Source organism: Streptomyces olivochromogenes (genome assembly GCF_001514115.1).
In the GTDB taxonomy this organism is placed as follows: domain Bacteria; phylum Actinomycetota; class Actinomycetes; order Streptomycetales; family Streptomycetaceae; genus Streptomyces; species Streptomyces olivochromogenes.
Window position 1 is genome coordinate 443,756 of sequence record NZ_KQ948457.1, and the last position, 20,168, is coordinate 463,923.

Sequence of the window (20,168 nt, forward strand, 5' to 3'; positions counted from 1 at the left end):
AGAACGAACTCATGCTGAACGCGGATACGCTGAGGACGGCGTGGTTGCGAACCGGACGCGGCAGGCGGGCCGTGACCAGGACATCGGCCCTGGCCGCCGTGACCGCCCTCACCGCGACGACCTCGGTACTGGCCCTGCCGCCGACAGCGGCCCGGGCGGACGACAGCGGCCAGTGCACGTTCCCGTCGAAGAAGTACTCGGGCCGCCCCTGGGCGCTGCAACGCGTCAACCTCGACGAGCTGTGGGCGCAGTCCACCGGCAAGAACGTCCAGGTAGCCGTGATCGACACGGGAGTCGACATCAAGAACTCCCAGCTCACCCATGCTGTCGACGCCTCCAAGGGCAAGAACTACCTTCCGCCCAAGAACGCCAAGGGCGAGAAGATCGACCGCGGCAACGCGCAGGGCACCACCGACACCGTCGGCCATGGCACGCGCGTGGCCGGCATCATCGCGGCCCGCGCGGTCAAGGGCACGGGCTTCGTCGGCCTGGCCCCGGACGCCACGATCATCCCGATCAAGCAGAACGACGCGGAGGGCGACGGAACGGCGAATACCCTGGCCCTGGCGATCCGCCACGCGGTCGCCGAGGGCGCCGACGTCATCAACATCTCCCAGGACACGGCGAATGCCGTCGAACCCGCCGCGAGCCTGCAGGAGGCCGTCGACTACGCCCTCGGTCGGCAGGTCGTGGTCGTCGCCTCGGCCGGCAACGACGGACTGGGCGGCAATGTCAAGATCACCTACCCGGCGTCGTACAAGGGCGTCCTCTCGGTCGCGGCCTCCGACCGCAACAACGAACGCGCCTCCTTCTCCCAGTCCAATGAGTTCGTGGGCGTGGCGGCTCCCGGCGTCGACATGATCTCCACGGTCCCCGGCGGCGGCCACTGCTCCGACAACGGCACCAGCTTCTCCGCCCCCTACGTGGCCGGCGTGGCGGCCCTCCTGAAGTCCAAGTACCCCAAGTGGACCGCCCGCGAGATCGTCGCCCAGATCGAACAGACCGCTGAACGCTCGGTGTCCGGCCGCGACCGCCTCGTCGGTTGGGGTGTGGTCGACCCCGTCAAGGCCCTGACGGACGTCGACCCGGCTCACCCGGTGGAGACCCCCAAGGCCGAGGAGGGAGTGACCCGCGCGGAGGCCCCCTCGGTCGCCCCCCTCCACTTCGGCGAAACCTCGGACGAACGAAACACCCGCCTGGCGACCTACGTGGTCGTCGGTGGCCTTGTGGTGGTCGCGGGCCTGGGGGGCGCGGCGGTGGCGATACGGGACACGCGGAGGCGGCGACGGGGGGTGGGCGGGGAGGCGTGACGCGGCCCGTCGAGACGAATCTCCGGCAACGCATCGGCACCGGCGCCGAATACGTGATGCCGATCGAGGACCAAGGGCCGTTGAACCAGCCGCTGGAGCACACAGGCGCCTCGGGATTCGCGCGAGGCGCCCGCTGCCGTCCCGCACTGCGGGAACACCTGCCTACCCACCCCCACCTCGCACCGGCTCAGGAGCCCCGCTTGCAGGGTCCCTGCTTGTTGAGCGCAGCGGTGTAGCCGGAAATCAGGTTCTTCATGGCCGACTCGTCCGGCCGCGCCGGTTTCAAGACCTTGACGAGGGTGCTGATGTCCTCCTTCTCCACACCGGCTCCGCGGCACTTGATCAGCGACACAGCGGCCTGGTCGGCGTACGCGATAGTGCCGTCCTGAGCGGACTTCGGCCGCGCGATGGAGAGTTGGCTGAACAGGATGTGCTGCGCCGAATCACCGGCGTCGATTCGCTCCCTGCTCAACGTCAACACCATGACGTCGTCGACGGTGACCTTGCACAGCCGCACGTCTTCACTCGAACCCTCCACCTCGTCGGCGGTGAGCTTCTTGCCGGAGGCGGGCAGAAGGTGAGAGAGAGCGTCGGTGGGAACGGACACTCCGCACAGGGCCTTCGGGACGGTGTACTCCTGCTTCTGCTCGTTCGACGAGCAACCGACTGCCCCGCTCGCGACCGTGATGGCCACGAGCACGGCGAAGCGCACGTTGTACGTCAACTCTCGCCATTTTCCTTTTCCGAGGGCGCAATGGGCGCAGGAACGCGATCGCTGGCGACGTGTCCCTGCGTCGTCTTCAGTCCTGGCAGGGCAGCGTCTTGCTGTAGGACTCGGAGAAGGCGGCGAGGAAACGCTGCATCTTGTCGTCGATGTCTCCCTCGGGATGGTTCACGTGAATTTTGAAGGAGAACCGCTCCGCCTTGTACTTGGAGTTCTTGCAATCCACAACGGTGACCGCCGCGCCACGCCCTATCGCGAACCGGCCGTCTTCAGTAGATCGCGTGTTGAATACAAGGCTCTTCTCGGCGGCCTTCTCGGCGGTGGTTCCAGCGGCCTGCCAGGCACCCTCGGTGCGTAGCTGGACCTTGTCGTCCACCGACACCGTGCAGAACTGGTGCGGTGACGCCGTGTTGGACGCCTCTTTGAGGACCCGGATCTTGTCGCCGCTGGGGAGCAGAGCCCGGGTAAGTTCGGGTTTCACTTGGGCACCGCACAGCTCGTTGGGCACCGCATAGTTCTTCTCCTCACCGGAGCACCCGGTGAGGGACAGAATCGCCAGTGCAGCGAGCGCGCCGGTGGTCCTACCTCTGATCACGATGCGTCTCCCGCACTCTCCATCGCAGCGCCTGCCGTGTGCCCGTCGTCAGCACCGTTCGCCGCCGAGTCCTTGAGATCGTTGATGGTGTCGTAGCTGAGGTCGCTGTTGCGCGTGGCGACGTCCACGGCAGTTTTCACGGAATCCGACAACGCATTGCGTCCCTCGTGATAGGTGCGCGTCGCGTCGCCTTCGGCCTGGTCCGAGGAGTCCTGCTCGATGCTCTTCATGACCGAATCCTGGATATCTTCAGAGGCCCAGCCAAGTACGGTGCCGGCGATCGGAACCCGCTCACCGACCGTTTCGATGCCCATCCCGAGGATGCGGTCCACCCACTTCTGCTTGTCCGCGGCGGCTTCGTTGAACTCTGTGTCCGAGGCCGTGTGATAGTCGAGCACGGCGTCGGCCCGCGACTCGCTCATGATGCCCGCGATGATGCCCCCGGGGCGTGTGGCGTTACGCAGTCGCTCGGCGTCCGAAACCGAAGAGTCGCTGTCCCCGTTGATCACATCGTTGACGGCGTTCGCCGTGTAGGCCTGCTGGGCGGCGGTGATCGAAGCGTAGGCGTCCGGATCCTGGCCGACTTCGGCGAGGAAGCGGTGCGCATCGGACGAGGTCATATCCACTGATGCGCCGAACGATGTGAACTGATCGCCGTCGGAGTTGGCGAAGGTCCGCTGGAAATCCCCCATGTACTCCGCCGTGATGTCGCCGAGGCTTCCGCGCATCGCGTAGAGAGGCCCGCTCTCCTCGTCCAGGTCGCCGTTTTCGTTGTGCCGGATCAGATCAGGGTTCTCGCCGAACTTGGTGACGATGTTCTGGACGAGTTCGGCCCGCTCGGGTGTGTGCCGGATCGCGTCACTGGTGCCGTCACTGTCGTACGGCCGACCCGTCGTCGCCGACTCCAGCGCGTGGCCGAGGGCCTCGGGGCCGAAGGTCAGCGCGTTCTTCGTTTTGTCCTCGTCGGCCAGGACGTTCGTGTCGTTTGTGTCGACGGTCCACTCGAAGTCCTTGTCGGTGAACACGTCGAGATACGAATTGAAGCCCGGATCGCCGCCCTTCTTCACCGTGCCGTCTTCGTTGTACGCGGTCGGCGGCTGGGTGAAGAACTTCTCCGAGGCCTCGGGACTGTGCCCCAGTGCCTCCAGAACGCTGTTGAGCGGATCGTTCCCTGTCCCCAGACTGCCCGAGGGGTTGAAGCCGTAAATGTCCTCTTGGCCCATGGGCTTGTTGTTGAGGAAGAAGTACGGGTCCTTCTTGTGCAGCTGGGTGACGTGTTCGGCGATCGGATCGAGGAACTTGGGGTCGTAGTTGCCGTAGCGCAGCAGGCCACCGAGGACCTGGTAACCGTACGGCTTGTTCCACTGGCCCTTCTGCCAGCCGATCGGCTGAGTCCCCAGGCGGCGGAAGTCGTCTCCCCAACTGCTCGGCAGGTGGTGCTTCGTGTCCGGATCCGTGGCGTTGGCCAGCGCGAACCCCATGTTCTTCTGGAGGTCCCGGACTGCGTCGAGGCGGACCTTGCTCGCGTCCGCGTCGGTGCCGTTGATCGACATCGCGGCGTAGAACTCGAGCGTCTTCTCCGGCCCACCGAGCCCCTGGTAGAACTCGGTCGCGAACTCGCCGTCCTTCTCACGGCCGTTGAAACGCATCAGGCGGTTGAATTCCTGCAGTTCCGCGTCGCTCATCTTGTCACCCTTGCGGGCCAGTTCGAGGGCGCGTTCGGCCTGGGCGTCGTTCAGGGACTCGTAGTTGCTGTGGCCCGCGTTGTTGGCGTCGTTGCCGTGGCTCTTGCCGAGTGCCCGGGCGACCGAGGCGTCGATCTCCGCGGCGTGGGCGAGGATCCCGTTGATCCGGCCCTCCAGCTCCTGCCTGGCGTCGAGCTGCTCCTGCGTACGTTCGTCGGTGTCGCCGCGAACGTGGGGGAAGAAGCAGCGGACCTTTCCCTCGCCGATGTCCTCGACCCGGATGCCGAGGTTGCCCGCGTCCACCTCCACGGCGTTCTTGATCTGCTTCTGGAGTGAGGCGAGCTCCGTGTGCCCGTCGTTGAGCACCTGGTAGATGCTGTTCGCCTCGGTGTGGAGGTCCGAGATCTCCTTCGTCGTCTTGGTGATGAACTCCCGCGTCACCGTCGCGTTGACGCCGGCCCAATGGGCGGAGTCCGACTTGGCCTGCATTCCCTTGCTGGCGTTCTCCGCCGATGTCTTGAGACCGTCGACGGTCTTCTTCCAGTCCGACACGGCGGTACCGAGCTTGTCGAGGTCGACCTCGATGAGGTCCGTGAACGTGAGAGCCACTGGTGGTTCCCCTACTTGAAGTACTCGTTGAGCTTCGACACCGACACGGCAGAGCCGTCACGGCCGCTGAGGACGGCCCCGATCTTCGCGTCGTCCTCCGTATGGAGTTTCTTGCTGTAGTCCAGGTGGTTGGAGATATGCGCGCAGGCCTGTAGTACGGACTTGACCTGAGACGTCCAGATCGCGACGGTCGTCTCCAGGGCGGTGCCCGTCGCGAAAGCGTGCGACTTCAACGTGGCTGCCGCCTGCATCGTCGAACCGACCCCGTCCTTGCCGGCCCCCGCTCCGGCGATGTCGGCCCCCGCGTGGAGGTCCTCGTAGAGGATGTGCGCCTCATGCCCGACGGCGCCGAGGTCGTCCTGGCGAACGACGAGATCCCCTCCGCCGCCTCCGCCTCCGCCGTCTGGCGCCAGCTGATTGAGGCGCATGTGGGTCGACTGCCGTTCGTTCGCCTGAGCCTTGAGCTGCTCCCACTCGTCCCATGCCATGGACGGACCCCTTCCCCCGGTGCCTGGCTTTCGGTGTTCGCGTCGGTTGGATGTTGCCATTTCGACGCGGCGGTGTCCGGTCAAGCTAGCAACCAGGCGCAGGGAAAATTCGAGCAATCTCCGTTGTGTGTCGTTTGTTCGGCGTGAAGGTTCGAAGGAGGCCGGATCGGTGGACGGGTGACGGCAACGGCGGTCCGGAGGGGTGTGCGAGGCGTCCCGGCAACTCGCCTGACGTCTGAGTGGAGTTGCTGCTGAGCCGGCGCCGTCGTCGCGTGTAGAAGTTTGATGAAGATCGCAAACGGTGCCGCGGTGCCCGCGCCGACCCCGTTCAAGGTCGGTCCACCTCCTGCGAGGCGCGGTGTGGAGGGGGTGTGCATTCGTTCACAGTGGGCTGGCAAAAGCGGACAAAGTGTGGCGCCTGGTTCAGTCTCGTAACTGAGTTAACACGTAAGCCGGTTGGCCCGGATGTACAGGTTGACTACAGTGGTAAACGCGTTGTGAGGTGCGGTTCGCTTTGCGATCGTACGGAGAGCGGACAGGCGCCTCATTCGACAGACATAACGGGGAACGGGGGAGGAGCGTCGTGCTTCCGGCAGACATGGTGGGGGGCGTGTCGGCGACCAGGGCAGCGGACCTGGAGACCAGTGGCGAGCTGCTGACCGCGTTCGTGAATCGAGTGGATGCAGTACTCCGCGACCTTGAGGGTTCGGCGGGCAATCCGACGAAGGTGAGCGCCCAGGGGATCAGGCTGACATCTCTCAGCAATGGGTCCGAGGGTGTCTTCCCTGAGGCGCACGACCTGTACAAGCAGTACGACAGGGTGCACCAAGAGCTCACCTCCCTGTCGAAGACCCTGCATCTCCAGATCGAGGCGACCGGGATCGCCGTGCAAGGCGCGGCTCACGGCTTCGACAAACTCGAAGAGGAACAGCGCCAGCGCTTCTGGGCGATCCAGGCGGAGATCCAAGACATCCAGGACGCGAAGGACGGCAAGCTGCAAACCCGCGACTCGAAGACCGGGGCGAGGTACTGACGATGGCCGACCAGCACGATGCGGATCTGCAGCGAGTCACCGCCGAGAACGACTACACGGACATCACCAGGGCGGGTGAGCATCTACCGCAGGGCGGCGGGTTGTTCACCAGGATGGTCAACGGCGTCGTGCGTACGGTCGCCGAGACGAACCCGCACAAGAGCACCGTTTGGGGTAGCACGGACTTCGACGGGAAGAATCTCGCCCTGAACCAGATGCTCGACCTCGTCGCGGGAACCGATCCGGAGGACCTGGAAACCTCGGGCAGGGCCCTGTGGAACGCTCGCGACGCCATCAAAACGGCGGCTGACGAGCTCAAAGGGCACATCGACAAGGTTCACTGGGTCGGAGAGTCGGGCCAAGCCTTCCGTACGTGGGGCACGAATCTCGTGGAGAGCACGACGGCACTGAGCACCTTCGCTGGAGGTGCGGGCGACCAGATCTCCGCTGCGGCCGTAGGCCTGGCGTCAGTGCGCGGTGCCATGCCGTCTCGTGACACGGAATCGAACCGGAAGCGCCCCGAGCATTTCACGGCGGCCGAGAAGACTGCGAACAAAGAAGATTACGCCGCTGCCGTACGGGTGGAGAAGGACCGCCAAGAGGCGATCAACCAGATGAATCGGTTGGCGTCGTACTACGCGGTCTCTAGCCAGGAACTCGGGGGCCTGAAAGCTCCGACGTTCGAAAGCATGCCGGATGTGGGCGTTCCGCAGCCTGAGAAGTCCATTCGGAAGGACACCTCAGGGTCTGCCTCGGGCTCGCATGGAAGCACCGGAACGGCATCTCCCGCGGGTCATCACGCGACGGTGACAAGCGATGTGGCCAGGCACGTCACAAGCGACCAACCGACGCCCGCGAAGGACGTCACCGGCAAAATCACGCGGCCCGACGAGCCCGTCGGTACCAATATCGACAGCGTCGGCACGCTGCCACCAGCCACGACCACGCCCGTGACCGGCCACACCCCACCCGTGACGGGTACTCCTGCCACGGGTGGGGGGCAGACCAATCTGTTCGGGGGCGGGTATGGGACACCCATCCCCAGCGGCATTTCAGGCCGGAACGTAGGTGGATCAGGCGGTGTCCGGACCCCTGCATCCACTCAGGGCAGGGGTGGAACGTCTGGTCTGGGCAATTCGGGCTCGGGACGTTCGACGGGACCGATGGGCCGTGCCACAACCACTGGTCAGTCGGCTGCCAGGGGCGCTGCTTCCGCGGCCAAGCCGTCCCCGATGGGCCGCGGTGTCACCGGTGGTACCCCGCGGGCCAGTGGCGCGACGACGCCTCGCGCCAACGGCGGCCCGACCACCGGCGCAGGCCGTAAGAACGGCGTGGTCGGGGGGCGGCCCACGACCGCTGCCGGCTCTCCGGCGAAGGGCGGCTCGCGGATTCCTCGCGGCACGGTCATCGGTGCCGAGGAAACGGCCAACTCCCGTTCTGCGACCGGTCGACCCGGGCAGCGTGGCGTCTTCGGAGCGCCCGAGACCACTACTGCGAGGCCCGGATCGAGCGCGACCACCTCTCGCGGCGTTACGAGATCGTCCGAGGCTGTCAGTGGTCGGCCGGCCGAGCGTAACTCCGCTGCCCGAGCCGAGCGCAACGGTATGACACGCGGTGGCGCCGGCCTCGTGCGTGGACCTGGCAGTAAAGGAAAGCCTGGGGACGAGGGAAATGCGGAGGGAGCGCCGCGCCCCGACTACCTGGTCGAAGACGAAGAGACCCACCTGCCCAACAAGCCGCGGCGCGATGTGCCGCCGGTCGTCAACTGAGCGCGAGCGAGGACACGGAACACGATGAAGTCAGGGACCAGCCGACGAGCCGAGCGGGCCACGTTCCACAGAACGCGCTGCGGTAGACGAGTGCGTGCTGTGGGCGCGGTCGTTGGCGCCCTGGCCGCCGTGAGCCTGGGGTTTGCTCCTCATGCCGCTGCATACGACGACGTTCAGTCGAAGCAGTGGTACTTGGAACCGATGCAGGCCGAGCAGATGTGGAAGGTCAGCACGGGCAAGGGTGTCAAGGTCGCTGTCATCGACACCGGCGTGGATGCAAATACCTCTTCGTTGAAGGGACAGGTCCTGACCGACGAAGTACCCAAGTCGGTCGCGTACCGCGCCACCGTCGATTACACCGGCCATGGAACGACCATGGCTGAGTTGATAGCAGGTACGGGAGCAGGAGGCGGCCTGAAGGGGCTGGCGCCTGGGGCGAAGATCGTTCCGTATCGCATCGAGCTCGAAGGTCTGACGGGTGGGGCGGAAGAGAAGCAGAAGACGCCCGACGCCGTAGACGCGATCAGGGCCGCAGCCGACACTGATGTAAAGATCATCAACATGTCGTTCGGTGGAGACGGGCCAAGTCCTAAGGACAAGGCGGCAATCGAATACGCCGCTTCGAAGGGCAAGTTGTTGATCGCGGCGGTTGGCAATGACGGTCGAACCAATGGCAGGATTGGTTATCCGGCCTCGTTCCCATACGTAGTTGGGGTGTCGGCTGCGGACGAATCTGGCACAGTGTCGAAGTTCTCCTCGCACGGAGGATACGTAGACCTCACAGCACCGGGGCAGGACTTCCCCGGGTGGTGTGATGCGAACTTCCGCTCGTACTGCGACGACGTGAACGGCACCAGCTCGGCCACCGCAATCGCCTCCGCCTCCGCCGCCCTGATCTGGTCCGCCCATCCCGATTGGACGGTGAACCAGGTCACCCGTTCGCTGGTCGATACGGCGGGCCGTAGCTGGCCGAAAAACGATCCGAGCACGTATCTCGGCTACGGCGCCGTTCGACCCCGCGTGGTTCTGGCGAACCCCGACTACAACCCCGGCCCTGCGAACGTCGATCCGCTCGCCAGGGAGAACGGTGGCGATCTGCTGGCCAAGTCCGCAGACTCGTCCTCGTCTTCCGCTTCGTCCTCACCCTCCGCCTCTGCATCAGCCGCGTCACAAGCCCCGGAAAAGGGTTCTGGCGGCGCCACGTCGGCGGCAGGATCGAGTGCGGACTCGTCGAGCGACAGCAACACACTGTGGATCGCAATGGGTGCCGCGACCGCTGTGATCGTCATCGGAGGCGGCGGTTTCGCCGTCATGCGGGCGCGACGTGCCAGATGACGTCGTCAGCCGTCCGAGCCCTGCACGGTTCGCACAGGGCATGGACAACGTGCTCACCGCTACTCAGCGATGAGCCGAGACAGTTGGACCGAGACACAGACAGAGGAAGGGCAGGCTGATCATGGCCACCGGCAAGCAGAAGCTCGAAGATGCCGCAGTAGTCCAACTTCAGAAGCAGATGTACGAGAAGTACGACGGCATCCGGAAGCGTGTGCACGCGCTTCAGGGAGTGATCGACGGCCTTGAGGGTCAGTGGCAGGGCATCGGGCGCGCTGCGTTCGACAAGAAGCAGTACGAGATCAATGAGTCCCTGCAGAACATCGGCAACATCCTCGGTGATGTCATCGAGGCGATGACCGCGACGCGCAACATCAAGGACAGCAAGGAAGACGAGGTGCGCGCCTCGGTCAACAAGATCGATGTCCAGGACGGTGCTCCCACGGTCACGTCGTCGTCGCTGAGTTCTTACTGAGGCGCGCGGTACTGACGCCGCCGGCGGCACGCCGGCACCCATGAGGCACACACGAGCGAGACGAGGTAAACGGGTATGAGCCGTAACTCTGATGGACTGTCAGTCACTTACGACGGGCTCGACTTCGCGGCGACCAAGATTGGTAACGAGGCGAAGCAGCTTGAGCAGGATCTGCAGGAACTCAAGCAGCTGGTGGTGAGCAGCCTGCAGTACTGGGAAGGCGAAGCTCAGGGCACCTTCAACGAGAAGCTGCACAAGTGGGACAAGGAAGCCACCGACATTCACACGGCGCTGACCGGCATCGGCCACGTCGTGTTCACGTCGGGCGGTACGTACATGGAAGGCGACAAGAAGGGCGCCAGCTACTTCCAGTAGCACGGGGCTCGTAGAGGAACTACCTCGTAGAGGAACTGCAGGGTGGGCGCGCGCGGGAGGCGCCCACCCTGTCGTTGGTCAACAGGTCGGTCGGCAAGGACGGGAAATCAGGTGCACGCGACAGGTGCTGGACCCGGTGCAGCCCAGGCAGGCGCCACGGCCTCGCGTCGGATCGGTCCATACGTCCTGATCACCGCGCTGGACGATCCCTACAGCCGCATCCCGGTCCCGGAGCGGCGCTACATCGCCCGCAGCGACGACGGTGAGCACACGGTCCTGCTCAGTGTTCCCCATCGCGGTACCGACCCTCAGCGCTTCATGGCGGAGGCTGACACCTCCCGCTACCTTCTCGGCCCTTTTGTGGCGTCCGCGGTCACCTGTGCTGGACCGGGGGAGGCGGCCTGGGCTGCCCGTCCCTATCTGCCCGGGCTTCCCCTGCCCACCGCCCTCGCCGTGCACGGCGGCCCCCTTCCTGAGCGGACCGTCCACGCTCTCGGGGCTGCCCTTGCCGAGTCCCTGGGCGTCATGCACGGGCAGGGACTCACGTACGCAGGCCTGTCACCCGCCGCCGTACTGCTCGCCGCCGACGGTCCACGCCTCACCTGCTTCGGCGCTGTACGGGCCGCGGCACCGGACGGCACACCCCGTTCCGGCTTGCCGGGACTTGAGCCGGGCAGTCTGCCACCGGAGCAGGCGGCCGGCGGGCACCCGCGTCCGCTCGGCGATGTGTACGCGCTCGGCTCGACGCTCGCGTACGCCGCGACAGGCCACACGACCCCAGAAGGCGACGAACTTCCGCCCGCCTTGCGAACGGTCATCAGCCGCTGTCTGTCACGGGACCCGGCAACCCGCCCCCAACTATCGGAACTACAGGGCGTGTTCGCCGCCGGCTTGAACCAGGAGTCTGCCAGCGCCGAGTTCACGACCACGACCACCGCCCTGCTAGGGCCTGGCTGGCTGCCGAGCCGTGTGATCGCCGCCATCGCTCACCAATCGGCCACCGTACTCGCCGCGGAGATCCCGCCCCCCACCGTGTCCACCTCCCGCCAGGACTGACGCCGCCGCATGCCTACTCCGCTCACTCACGATGACCCGCACACGTTCGGTTCGTATCGCCCCATCGTCCGCCTGGGTAGCGGCGGCATGGGCACGGTCTACCTGGCCCGCTCCGCGGGCGGACGGACCGTCGCGGTCAAGACGATGCTTGCCGGTATCGCCTCGGACCCCAGCGCCCGCACCAGGTTCCGGCTGGAGGCCGACGCCGCCCGCGTCATCGGCGGACGGCACGGTGCCCTGGTCGTGGACGCCGACACGCAGGCCGAGACTCCCTGGATCGCCACCGAATATGTGCTCGGTCCGCCTCTCGACGAGGCGGTCGGAGTGGTCGGATCGCTCCCCGAGGCGACCGTACGCGCCCTCGGAGCCGCGCTGTGCGGGGCACTCGGTCAACTGCACAGCACCGATGTGGTCCACCGCGACCTCAAGCCGTCCAACATCCTGGTGACGGCCTACGGACCGAAGGTCATCGACTTCGGCATCGCCCGCGCGATCGGCGACGACCGACTCACCAGGGTCGGCGCCGCGGTCGGCACCCCGGCCTTCATGTCGCCGGAGCAGGCGAGCGGCGAAGAACACACCTCGGCGGGAGACGTGTTCGCGCTCGCCGGAGTGCTTGTCTACGCCGCCACCGGCCGTGGCCCGTTCGGTCACGGGCAGACCGCGGATCTGCTCTACCGGGTCCGTTACGGCGAGCCGGACTTGAGCGACGTACCCGCCGCCCTGGTCCCCCTGCTCGGCCGGTGCCTGGACAAGAACCCGTTCCGGCGGCCGACCACATCGGAACTCGCGGCCCAACTCCACGACGGGTCAGGAGAGTTCGCCGACCATCTCTCGGATCCGCTGCTCGCGGAGATCGGCCGCCGTGCCACCGAGGTCTGGCTGATCACACCTCAGCGTCTTGACGCACCGATCACACAGCACGCGGAATCGCCGACCGCACCGACCGCGACGATGCCCCGTCGCCGACTGCTGCTGGCGGGAAGCGGACTGGCACTTGGCGCGGCGGCCGTCGGGGCGGGAGCGTGGGCGTGGAGCCGACGGTCCGGGTCTGAGCCGCACCTGCCTGTGACGAGTCCCAGCAACAGCGTGCTGCCCAGGAAGAAGCTCGACTCGCTCTGGCAGATTCAGGTCGCCGATTCCCCGTACGGGACCGTCCCGGCGGTGGAGCCGCTCGCCGTGGGAAACCTGGTTACGCTCGTGGCCGGTGCAGGTCTGGGCGGAATCGACGCCAGGACCGGAGACGTCTTGTGGGCGTCCGACCAGATGGAGATCCACTGGCAGATCGCGACGGACGGTGAGCGGCTCGTCCGGATGGTGGCAGCGGAAGGGTCCGAGAACAACGCGGGAAAGCCCGGAGGATTTCCCCTGATCCTCGCGTCCGTCAACCTTGTCTCGGGCAAAGCGGCTGAACCATTTGCCCAGTTCACAGACTTCAACGGCGTCATGGACTACAACCAGGTGCTGTGTACGGCCGACGGCGTCGTGTATGCGGCGGCAGGCCAGGGAAAGTACGACACATACTTTCTGACATCCCAGTCCTGGTCGCTCTTCGCCGTCGACATCAGCACGGGGAAGAGGCTGTGGACCAAGCCGCTGCCCACGCGGCCGGACAAATCCGACCGCTTGTACTTCCTCACGGCCCGAGTCGTCGGCAGCAACCTGGTGGCCCTTCAGGAGACGAACGACGGCAAGGTCCGTGTCGTCGTGCGCGACATTCGCACGGGCGCCGTTCGCTGGGAGAAGCCCTTTGACGGTGTAGCACCGGACCGCGTACAACGGCCGCTGGCGACCGACTCCGACACCCTCTACCTGGGCAGCGGCCGGTTGCGGGCTCTACGGCTGAGCGACGGAACTCAGGTGTGGGACTCCAGGACGGAGCGCCCCGGGCGCACGTACGGCCCTCCGACGGTCATAGGCGGCGTGGTGTACGCCGTCGAGAAGGGCCTCGGCCTCGTCGCCTTCGCATCCGGAAGTGGGCGTGCGCAGTGGGAGGAGAAGGGCGGTGGGGGAACGAAAGCGGACACGTCCGCCGCGCCCGTGATCGGCACCGACTGCGCATACAGCAAGCGTTCTTCGGCACTCTGGGCGATCGATCTCGCATCGCGCACGCCGACAGCCTCGTACAAGACCACCGGAGATCGCTTCATCGCCCATGAGAAGGCCAAGGTGACCATCGCGCTGGGCGGCAAGTTCCTTGCGGCTTTCCCCCTCAAGTGAGCGGCCGTCCTGTGATGAACCGAAGAGAAGGCAGCAAGCGATGAAACCCCTGGGTGTCGGGGACCCGATCCGCCTCGGACCGTACCGCCTGCTCGGCGTGCTCGGCGAGGGCGGTATGGGCAAGGTGTACGTCGGTCAGGACGGCGCGGGCACCGTCGCCGCGATCAAGGTGCTCCGTCCGGAGCTCGCTCACGACCCGGGTCTCGCCCAGCGCTTCGTGCGTGAGGCGTTCTCGGCGCAGGCGGTGCGGAGCCCGGGCGTGGCGGCGGTCCTTGGAGCGCAGACCGAGGGGGGACGTCCCTGGATCGCAACGGAGTTCCTGACCGGACCGACCCTGGACCAAGTGGTCGAGAAACACGGGCCTTTCGATGAAGCAGGTGTACGCGCCCTGGCCGCGTCGATCGCGCGCACGCTGGCCGATATTCACGCAGCGGGCTTCATCCACCGCGACCTCAAGCCGCAGAACATCGTGCTGACGTCGACCGGACCACGGATCATCGACTTCGGCATCGCACGCCCCGAGCACGGCCTGACGCTCACCACGACCGGCCAGATCCCGGTCACGCCCGGGTACGGCGCCCCTGAGCAGGTGCTGGGCCGGCGAGTGGCGCCCGCCGCGGACGTGTTCTCCCTGGGCGCCGTCCTGGTTTACGCGGCCACCGGCGGGCGCGCTTTCGAGGGTGCGCATGTGGCCGCCGTCCAGTACGAGGTCGTTCATGGCGAGCCACGCTGGAACGGTCTGTCCCCCCAACTGCACGCACTCACCGCCCCTTGCCTGGTCAAGGACGGTGCGTCTCGGCCCGCTCCCGGGCAGATCGCCACGGCATTCGCCGCGCCCAGGAACAGCGAGCGGGTGTGGCGGCGCGGCCCGGTGGGGGATGAGATCAAGGACCGGGAACGCCAGGTACGACAGCTCACCGCGCCACCTACGACGGGAAGGGTGACGACCGTGACCAGGCGGCGTCTGCTCACGGGATTCGCAGCAGGAGGCACGGTGCTCGCCGCAGCGGGTGGCACCACGGGCTGGTGGCTGCTCCGGCAGAAGGAACGTCAGCAGAAGCCGGACCCGTTCACCTTTCCGGCCGCACTGCAGACCCCCGAGGCTCGTCGGCTTTCCGCGGACGACGGCGACTACCTGGTCGACGGGTCTCCGAAAGCGCTGTGGACCCTGCGTGAGGTGGTGGCTCAGGATTCCGCTGCTCCATTGCCCGTGCGGGATGTCGTCGTGATCGGGTACTACGGCAGTGGTGGGATGCGCGGTATCGCGGCCTACAACGTCGTTGACGGAAAGCAACGTTGGGTGGCGCAGAATGTACTTCCGGGTCACTACCTGTCGCTGTCCGACCGGCTGATCGTGGCCCTTGGTACTGAGGGAACGCTGCGTACGTTCGTGGCGTCGACCGGCGAGCCCAAGTGGACGGCGGACGCCGACGCCAAGTCTCTCGTGGCTGCGGACGAGAAAGCTGTCTACGCCGTGACGAAGGACAACCGGCTGCGCAGCGTGGGTCGTTCGGACGCGAAAGTCCGCTGGACAGCGCGGATTCCGCCGGAGTACCGCGGAAAGATCTCCTCGAACGGAGCGGTCGGCAGCGGACGTCTGGTGCTCTCGACGACCGATGGTCATGTTCTGGCCCTGGCGACGAGTGACGGCCGCTTGGTGTGGGAGCGGCGCAACCAGGCGAAGAAGATCGGGATCATCCCCGTCGCACAGGACGGAGTCGTGTACCTCAACGGCAAGAAGCTGATCGCGCGAAGGATTGCCGACGGCAAGGAGATCTGGTCCCGCCCGACCAGAGACATGTACAAGGTTCCCGCGGAATGGGGCCCCGTGAGCGTCCACGGAGACTCCGTGTACGCGGTCGGCGGGATGTTTCCCGAACGCGTCGGCATCACCGACGGCAGCAGTATCTGGACTTCCCGAAAGGACGGCAGCAGCGGCAGTCCCGTCCTTGTCCATGGCACCGGTGTGTGGATGATCGACGACTCGTACAAGACTGAGGTGAACGCCGTGTACGTGGAGAACGGATATCCGGGCTGGAGCTACGAACTGCCCGAAGCCGAGCACCACGGGATCGCGGTCGACGGCAACAGGGCCTTCATCAGAAACGACGACTTGCTCTGCGCGCTGCCGGTCTTCTGAGCCACGGAATGCTCCGGCAACGTGTGTTCAGCCTGCGTGGACACCTTGGGAATCCGCGCAGACTCCGCATAGGGAACCAACGCATCGCCGTACGATGCCAGTTTGTCCTCGTATCGTCGGCGATTCCCCGTGTCGCTCCACTGGTACCAGCCATAGCCCGCCGCGAGAACAAGCATCAGCGGCGGGACTGCGAATAGCCCCACTCGTCGTGCGACCTTCATGGTCACTCCCCGTTGCCCAACGGAACCGGGGCCATGACCGCCGAAGCGACCATGGCCCCAAGATCCCGTACGTCAGCCGCCCGTCACACGTCTCCGTCCGCCACCAGACCGACCTGGACCAAGGGCTTCCCCCGCTTCCGCGACACGAACACACCCCGCCCGGCGGGCATCGGCCGCGGCCGTACGCCGCCCAGCAGATCGCCCTCGGCCGGATCACCCGCGAGGACCACGCCCTGCGCCCCGAGTTCCTTGATGCGCTGCATGAAGGACTCGTAGCCGGCGCGGCCCGCGCCCGCCGTGGAGCGGGCGATGATGAACCGGACACCGACGTCGCGAGCGAACGGCAGGAGCTCCGTCAGACCGGCCAGGGGGTTGCCGCTCGACGTGGACACCAGGTCGTAGTCGTCGACGATCACGTACACCGTGGGACCGCTCCACCAGCTGCGGTCGCGTAGCTGCTGCGCGGTCACGTCCGCGGTCGGCGTGCGGCGCTGCATCAGGTCGGCGAGAGCGTCCATGTGGTGCTGCATCTGGTTCGACATGGGGATGTACTCGGCCAGATGCGAGGGTGGGGTCACGCCGAGCAGCGAGCGGCGGTTGTCCACCACGAACAGCTTGCAGGAGTTGCCGTCGTAGCGCTCGGTGAGGCGCTGGATGAGCAGCTTCAGCAGGTTCGACTTGCCGGACTCGCTCTCGCCGAAGACGAGGAAGAACGGGTCCTGCTCGAAGTCCACGAACACCGGCTCGAGGTTGTCCTCGTCGAGGGCGAAGGACACACCGCGGTTGGGGAACCGGTCTCCGGAAGGGAGCTGGTGCGCCGCGAACTCCCTCGGCAGGAGCCGCACTTCGGGGGCGCCGGGCTGCTGCCAGTGGCGGGTGACCTCGGTCGCGAGGGCTGTGTTCGCTTCCGCCAGATCCGTGTCGGAGGACAGGCCGTCGATCCGCGGGACCGCCGCCATGAAGTGCTGCTTCTGCGGGGTCTGGCCGCGTCCCGGCACGCCTGTGGGCACGTTGGCCGCGACCTTGCGGTCGAACTCGGAGTCCATGGGGTCGCCGAGCCGCAGCTCCAGGCGGTTCATCAGGTGGTCCTTGAGGTTCGCGCGGACCTCCATGGAACGCGACGCGGTGAGGATCACATGGATGCCGTAGCCCAGACCGCGCGCCGCCATGTCCAGAACCAGCGGCTCCAGCGCTTCGTAATCCGTACGGAAGTTGCCCCAGCCGTCGATGACCAGGAAGACGTCGCCCCAGGGCTGGTCGGCCACCGAGATGTCGCCCCGTGCGCGGCGCGTGCGGAACTCCGCGATCGAGGAGATGCCCACGGAACGGAAGTACTCCTCGCGGCGGGTCATGACGCCGTACACCTCGGCCGTTGTACGCCGCACCTTCTCGGGGTCCAGGCGCGAGGCCACGCCGCCCACGTGCGGCAGACCGGCCACGGCCGACAGGCCACCACCGCCGAAGTCCAGCCCGTAGAACTGCACTTCGTGCGGGGTGTGCGTGAGCGCGAAGGACGCGACGAGCGAGCGCAACAGCGTCGACTTGCCGGACTGCGGGCCGCCCAGGATCTGCATGTGGCCGGCCGCGCCGCCGAAGTCCACCCAGAGAGGGTCACGGCGCTGTTCGTACGGCTTGTCGACGATGCCGACCGGAACGACGAGCCGCCCGGCGCCCTCGTAGCCGGGCTGGGTCATACCCCGGCCGGGCACCGGCGCGAGCCCGGGCAGCAGGGTGTCGAGCGACGGCGGACTGTCCAGCGGGGGCAGCCACACCTGGTGGGCGGCCGGGCCCTGCGCCTCCAAGCGCCGCACGATCACGTCCAGCACGGTGTCGGCCAGCGCGTCGTCGGTCTCGTCAGGAGCGGCTTGCCGCTGCTGGGGCACCGCCACATACTGCACCGGGACCTCGGCCGCCGTGAACAGCACGGGCCGACGGTCCACCGGGAGCGGCCCGCCGAGTGACGCCTGCACCGAACTCGTGCGGTACACCCCGGAGACGTACGCCGCCTTGAAGCGCACCATTTCGTCCGTGCCGTACTTCAGGAAACCGGAGCCCGGGACGTTCGGCAGTTCGTAGGCGTCCGGCACGCCGAGCGCGGCACGCGACTCCGCGGCCGAGAACGTCCGCAGGCCGATCCGGTACGACAGGTAGGTCTCGAGCCCCCGCAGGCGGCCCTCCTCCAGGCGCTGCGAGGCGAGCAGCAGGTGCACGCCCAGCGAACGGCCGATGCGGCCGATCTGCACGAACATCTCGATGAAATCCGGCTTCGCCGTGAGCAGTTCGCTGAACTCGTCGATCACCAGGACGAGCGAGGGGATCGGCTGCAGCGGGGCACCTGCGGCGCGGGCCTTCTCGTAGTCGTGGATGTTCGCGTAGTTGCCGGCGTCGCGGAGCATCTCCTGGCGGCGGTTCAACTCGCCGCGGATCGAGTCACCCATGCGGTCGACCAGGGTCAGGTCGTCCGCGAGGTTGGTGATCACGGCCGCGACGTGCGGCATCTGGGCCATGCCCGCGAACGTCGCGCCACCCTTGAAGTCCGCCAGGACGAAGTTCAGCGTCTCGGAGGAGTGGGTGACGGCGAGGCCGAGGACCAGCGTGCGCAGCAGCTCCGACTTGCCGGAACCGGTCGCGCCGACGCACAGGCCGTGCGGGCCCATGCCCTCCTGCGCCGCTTCCTTGAGGTCCAGCATCACGGGCCGGCCGTCCTCGCCGAGACCGATCGGCACGCGCAGCCGCTCCGACTGTGAGCGCGGCCGCCATGTCCGCTTCGGGTCGACGGAGGCCGCGTCGCCCAGGTTCAGCAGGTCCGTGAACTCCAGGTTGGCGAGCAGCGGTTCGTCGTCGTCTCCGCCCGATGCCACGCGCAGCGGTGCCAGTTGACGGGCCAGCGCTTCCGCGGCCTCGTACGAGAGGACATCTGGCGTGCCGTCGTAGACCATGCCGTGCGCCGACTCCAGGCGCAGTTCCTTCGGCTGCACGATGACGGAGAGGTCGCCGCGTCCTGTGGTGAGGTCTCCGGGCACTACCTCGATGACCGTCACTCCCTGCAGGCCCTCGGGGCTGGCCAGGAACGACGTGGGAGGCAGGGAGACGCCGTCGAGCACGATCACCAGATGCGGCTGCTCGGAAACCGGGGCCCCGTCGGGGTGGAAGCGCGGTCGGCCTTGGAGGCGGGGAGCCAGCAGCTCCTCCAGCTGCGCCGGGTCGGTCGTGATCAGCCGGATGCTGCCCGCGCCGTCCGTGAGGCCCGGAGCCTGCGCGTGCGGCAGCCACTTGGCCCATTCCCACCACGGCGCCGACTCGCGTCCGGTGGCGACGGCGATGACCAGGTCCTCGGGGGAGTGCAGCGAGGCGAGGGAGCCGGCGACGGCGCGCGCGGTGCCCCGCACGGTGCCCGGCTCGCCGCTGATCGTCACGTGGTAGAAGGCGCGGAGCGAGACCGCCATCGGCAGGTCCTCGAGGGTGCCGTGCGTGGCCAGAAATCGCTGCATGGCGCCCGCGGTGAGCGGCTCCAACTCGTCGACCGGCCCGGTCTGCGGCGGGAACAGCGGAGTGGCCAGGGCCTGCGGGCCCAGGCCCACGCGCACCTGCCCGAAGTCCTCGTCACCGGTGCGCCGCTCCCACACCCGGCTGCCCTCGGCGACCAGCGCCCACAGTTGCTCCGGTGAAGGGTGCAGGTAGTACTGGGCATCGCGCTGGGCCCGCGCGGTCTCCAGCGCCGTACGCCGGGTCTGCGACAGATAGCGAAGGTAGTCGCGGCGCATGTCGGCCATCTGTCCCTGGTTGCCGCGCCGGTAGCGGACCAGCATGGAGATGCCCATCGCGACCGTGGAGGCCACCATCACCATGCCCATGATCTTCATGAAGGGCTGGGCCGAGGGGTTGAAGAAGAACACGACGGACCCGCCCATGCCGAGCATGGGCAGGAGTTGCATCAGGGCGCCCTCCTGCTGACCGCGCGGAAGTTCCGGCGGCGCCTGCAGCACGACCTCGTCCGTGGGCACTTCCTTCGGCAGCGCCCGTGGTGGGCGCTTGACGACGATGTGGCTCACTACGCACCAATTCCCTTGCCGGACCGAGTTGTTTCCGTCCGCCGCCCCGTGCCAGGCGGACGTCGATCGCGAAGCGCGATCCTA

Annotated in this window: 14 protein-coding genes; 9 read left to right on the forward strand and 5 right to left on the reverse strand. The window is 66.9% G+C overall.

Going from position 1 to position 20,168, the window contains the following annotated elements; translation table 11 throughout:
* The first annotated feature begins 71 nt into the window (after nucleotides 1-71).
* Complete coding sequence (gene mycP / locus AQJ27_RS21885) at nucleotides 72-1,310, forward strand: type VII secretion-associated serine protease mycosin (protein WP_067371406.1); 1,239 nt, start codon at nucleotides 72-74, stop codon at nucleotides 1,308-1,310.
* A gap of 187 nt (nucleotides 1,311-1,497) precedes the next feature.
* On the opposite strand, the gene AQJ27_RS21890 is transcribed toward mycP, so the two are convergent.
* From AQJ27_RS21890 to AQJ27_RS21905, 4 genes are all read right to left on the reverse strand, one after another.
* Nucleotides 1,498-2,034 (reverse strand): hypothetical protein, encoded by a 537-nt coding sequence (locus AQJ27_RS21890; protein WP_067371278.1) that lies wholly within the window; start codon nucleotides 2,032-2,034, stop codon nucleotides 1,498-1,500.
* Nucleotides 2,035-2,110: 76 nt separating this feature from the next.
* Nucleotides 2,111-2,542 carry a hypothetical protein gene (locus tag AQJ27_RS21895; RefSeq protein WP_162489340.1) on the reverse strand — a complete coding sequence of 144 codons (432 nt, stop codon included), beginning with the start codon at nucleotides 2,540-2,542 and terminating at the stop codon, nucleotides 2,111-2,113.
* A gap of 83 nt (nucleotides 2,543-2,625) precedes the next feature.
* Nucleotides 2,626-4,923: a hypothetical protein gene (locus AQJ27_RS21900; RefSeq protein WP_067371281.1), complete on the reverse strand. Its 2,298-nt coding sequence runs from the start codon at nucleotides 4,921-4,923 to the stop codon at nucleotides 2,626-2,628.
* 11 nt (nucleotides 4,924-4,934) lie between these two features.
* Nucleotides 4,935-5,411 carry a hypothetical protein gene (locus AQJ27_RS21905; RefSeq protein ID WP_067371283.1) on the reverse strand — a complete coding sequence of 159 codons (477 nt, stop codon included), beginning with the start codon at nucleotides 5,409-5,411 and terminating at the stop codon, nucleotides 4,935-4,937.
* 610 nt (nucleotides 5,412-6,021) lie between these two features.
* Between AQJ27_RS21905 and AQJ27_RS21910 the strand changes: the two genes are divergently transcribed.
* The 8 genes from AQJ27_RS21910 (at nucleotide 6,022) to AQJ27_RS21940 (ending at nucleotide 15,811) form a co-directional block, all read left to right on the forward strand.
* Entirely contained in the window at nucleotides 6,022-6,444 is a 423-nt protein-coding gene (locus tag AQJ27_RS21910) for a hypothetical protein (RefSeq protein WP_341866086.1), read from the forward strand.
* A 2-nt stretch (nucleotides 6,445-6,446) separates the two neighbouring features.
* Nucleotides 6,447-8,213 (forward strand): WXG100 family type VII secretion target, encoded by a 1,767-nt coding sequence (locus tag AQJ27_RS52320; RefSeq protein ID WP_079065145.1) that lies wholly within the window; start codon nucleotides 6,447-6,449, stop codon nucleotides 8,211-8,213.
* Between the two features lie 90 nt (nucleotides 8,214-8,303).
* Nucleotides 8,304-9,548 (forward strand): S8 family serine peptidase, encoded by a 1,245-nt coding sequence (locus AQJ27_RS52325; protein WP_279636205.1) that lies wholly within the window; start codon nucleotides 8,304-8,306, stop codon nucleotides 9,546-9,548.
* Nucleotides 9,549-9,669: 121 nt separating this feature from the next.
* The gene (locus AQJ27_RS21920; protein WP_067371289.1) at nucleotides 9,670-10,020 is read left to right on the forward strand and encodes a WXG100 family type VII secretion target; all 351 of its coding nucleotides are present in this window, start codon (nucleotides 9,670-9,672) and stop codon (nucleotides 10,018-10,020) included.
* Between the two features lie 75 nt (nucleotides 10,021-10,095).
* Complete coding sequence (locus AQJ27_RS21925) at nucleotides 10,096-10,395, forward strand: WXG100 family type VII secretion target (protein ID WP_067371291.1); 300 nt, start codon at nucleotides 10,096-10,098, stop codon at nucleotides 10,393-10,395.
* A 111-nt stretch (nucleotides 10,396-10,506) separates the two neighbouring features.
* Nucleotides 10,507-11,451 carry a protein kinase family protein gene (locus AQJ27_RS21930; RefSeq protein WP_067371293.1) on the forward strand — a complete coding sequence of 315 codons (945 nt, stop codon included), beginning with the start codon at nucleotides 10,507-10,509 and terminating at the stop codon, nucleotides 11,449-11,451.
* Nucleotides 11,452-11,460: 9 nt separating this feature from the next.
* Complete coding sequence (locus AQJ27_RS21935) at nucleotides 11,461-13,671, forward strand: protein kinase domain-containing protein (RefSeq protein WP_079065147.1); 2,211 nt, start codon at nucleotides 11,461-11,463, stop codon at nucleotides 13,669-13,671.
* A gap of 40 nt (nucleotides 13,672-13,711) precedes the next feature.
* Nucleotides 13,712-15,811 carry a serine/threonine-protein kinase gene (locus tag AQJ27_RS21940; protein WP_067371295.1) on the forward strand — a complete coding sequence of 700 codons (2,100 nt, stop codon included), beginning with the start codon at nucleotides 13,712-13,714 and terminating at the stop codon, nucleotides 15,809-15,811.
* Nucleotides 15,812-16,115: 304 nt separating this feature from the next.
* Here the strand turns inward: AQJ27_RS21940 and eccCa are convergent, their stop codons facing one another.
* Nucleotides 16,116-20,084, reverse strand: coding sequence for a type VII secretion protein EccCa (gene eccCa, locus AQJ27_RS21945; protein WP_067371297.1), 3,969 nt, complete (start codon nucleotides 20,082-20,084; stop codon nucleotides 16,116-16,118).
* Nucleotides 20,085-20,168 lie beyond the last annotated feature (84 nt).

What these genes read in the sequence shown, in the direction of transcription:
- AQJ27_RS21905 (WP_067371283.1), bottom strand. Translation starts at nt 5,411, where the DNA reads ATGGCATGGGACGAGTGGGAGCAGCTCAAGGCTCAGGCGAACGAACGG.
- AQJ27_RS21920 (WP_067371289.1), top strand. Translation starts at nt 9,670, where the DNA reads ATGGCCACCGGCAAGCAGAAGCTCGAAGATGCCGCAGTAGTCCAACTT.
- AQJ27_RS21940 (WP_067371295.1), top strand. Translation starts at nt 13,712, where the DNA reads ATGAAACCCCTGGGTGTCGGGGACCCGATCCGCCTCGGACCGTACCGC.
- AQJ27_RS52320 (WP_079065145.1), top strand. Translation starts at nt 6,447, where the DNA reads ATGGCCGACCAGCACGATGCGGATCTGCAGCGAGTCACCGCCGAGAAC.
- AQJ27_RS21925 (WP_067371291.1), top strand. Translation starts at nt 10,096, where the DNA reads ATGAGCCGTAACTCTGATGGACTGTCAGTCACTTACGACGGGCTCGAC.
- AQJ27_RS21935 (WP_079065147.1), top strand. Translation starts at nt 11,461, where the DNA reads ATGCCTACTCCGCTCACTCACGATGACCCGCACACGTTCGGTTCGTAT.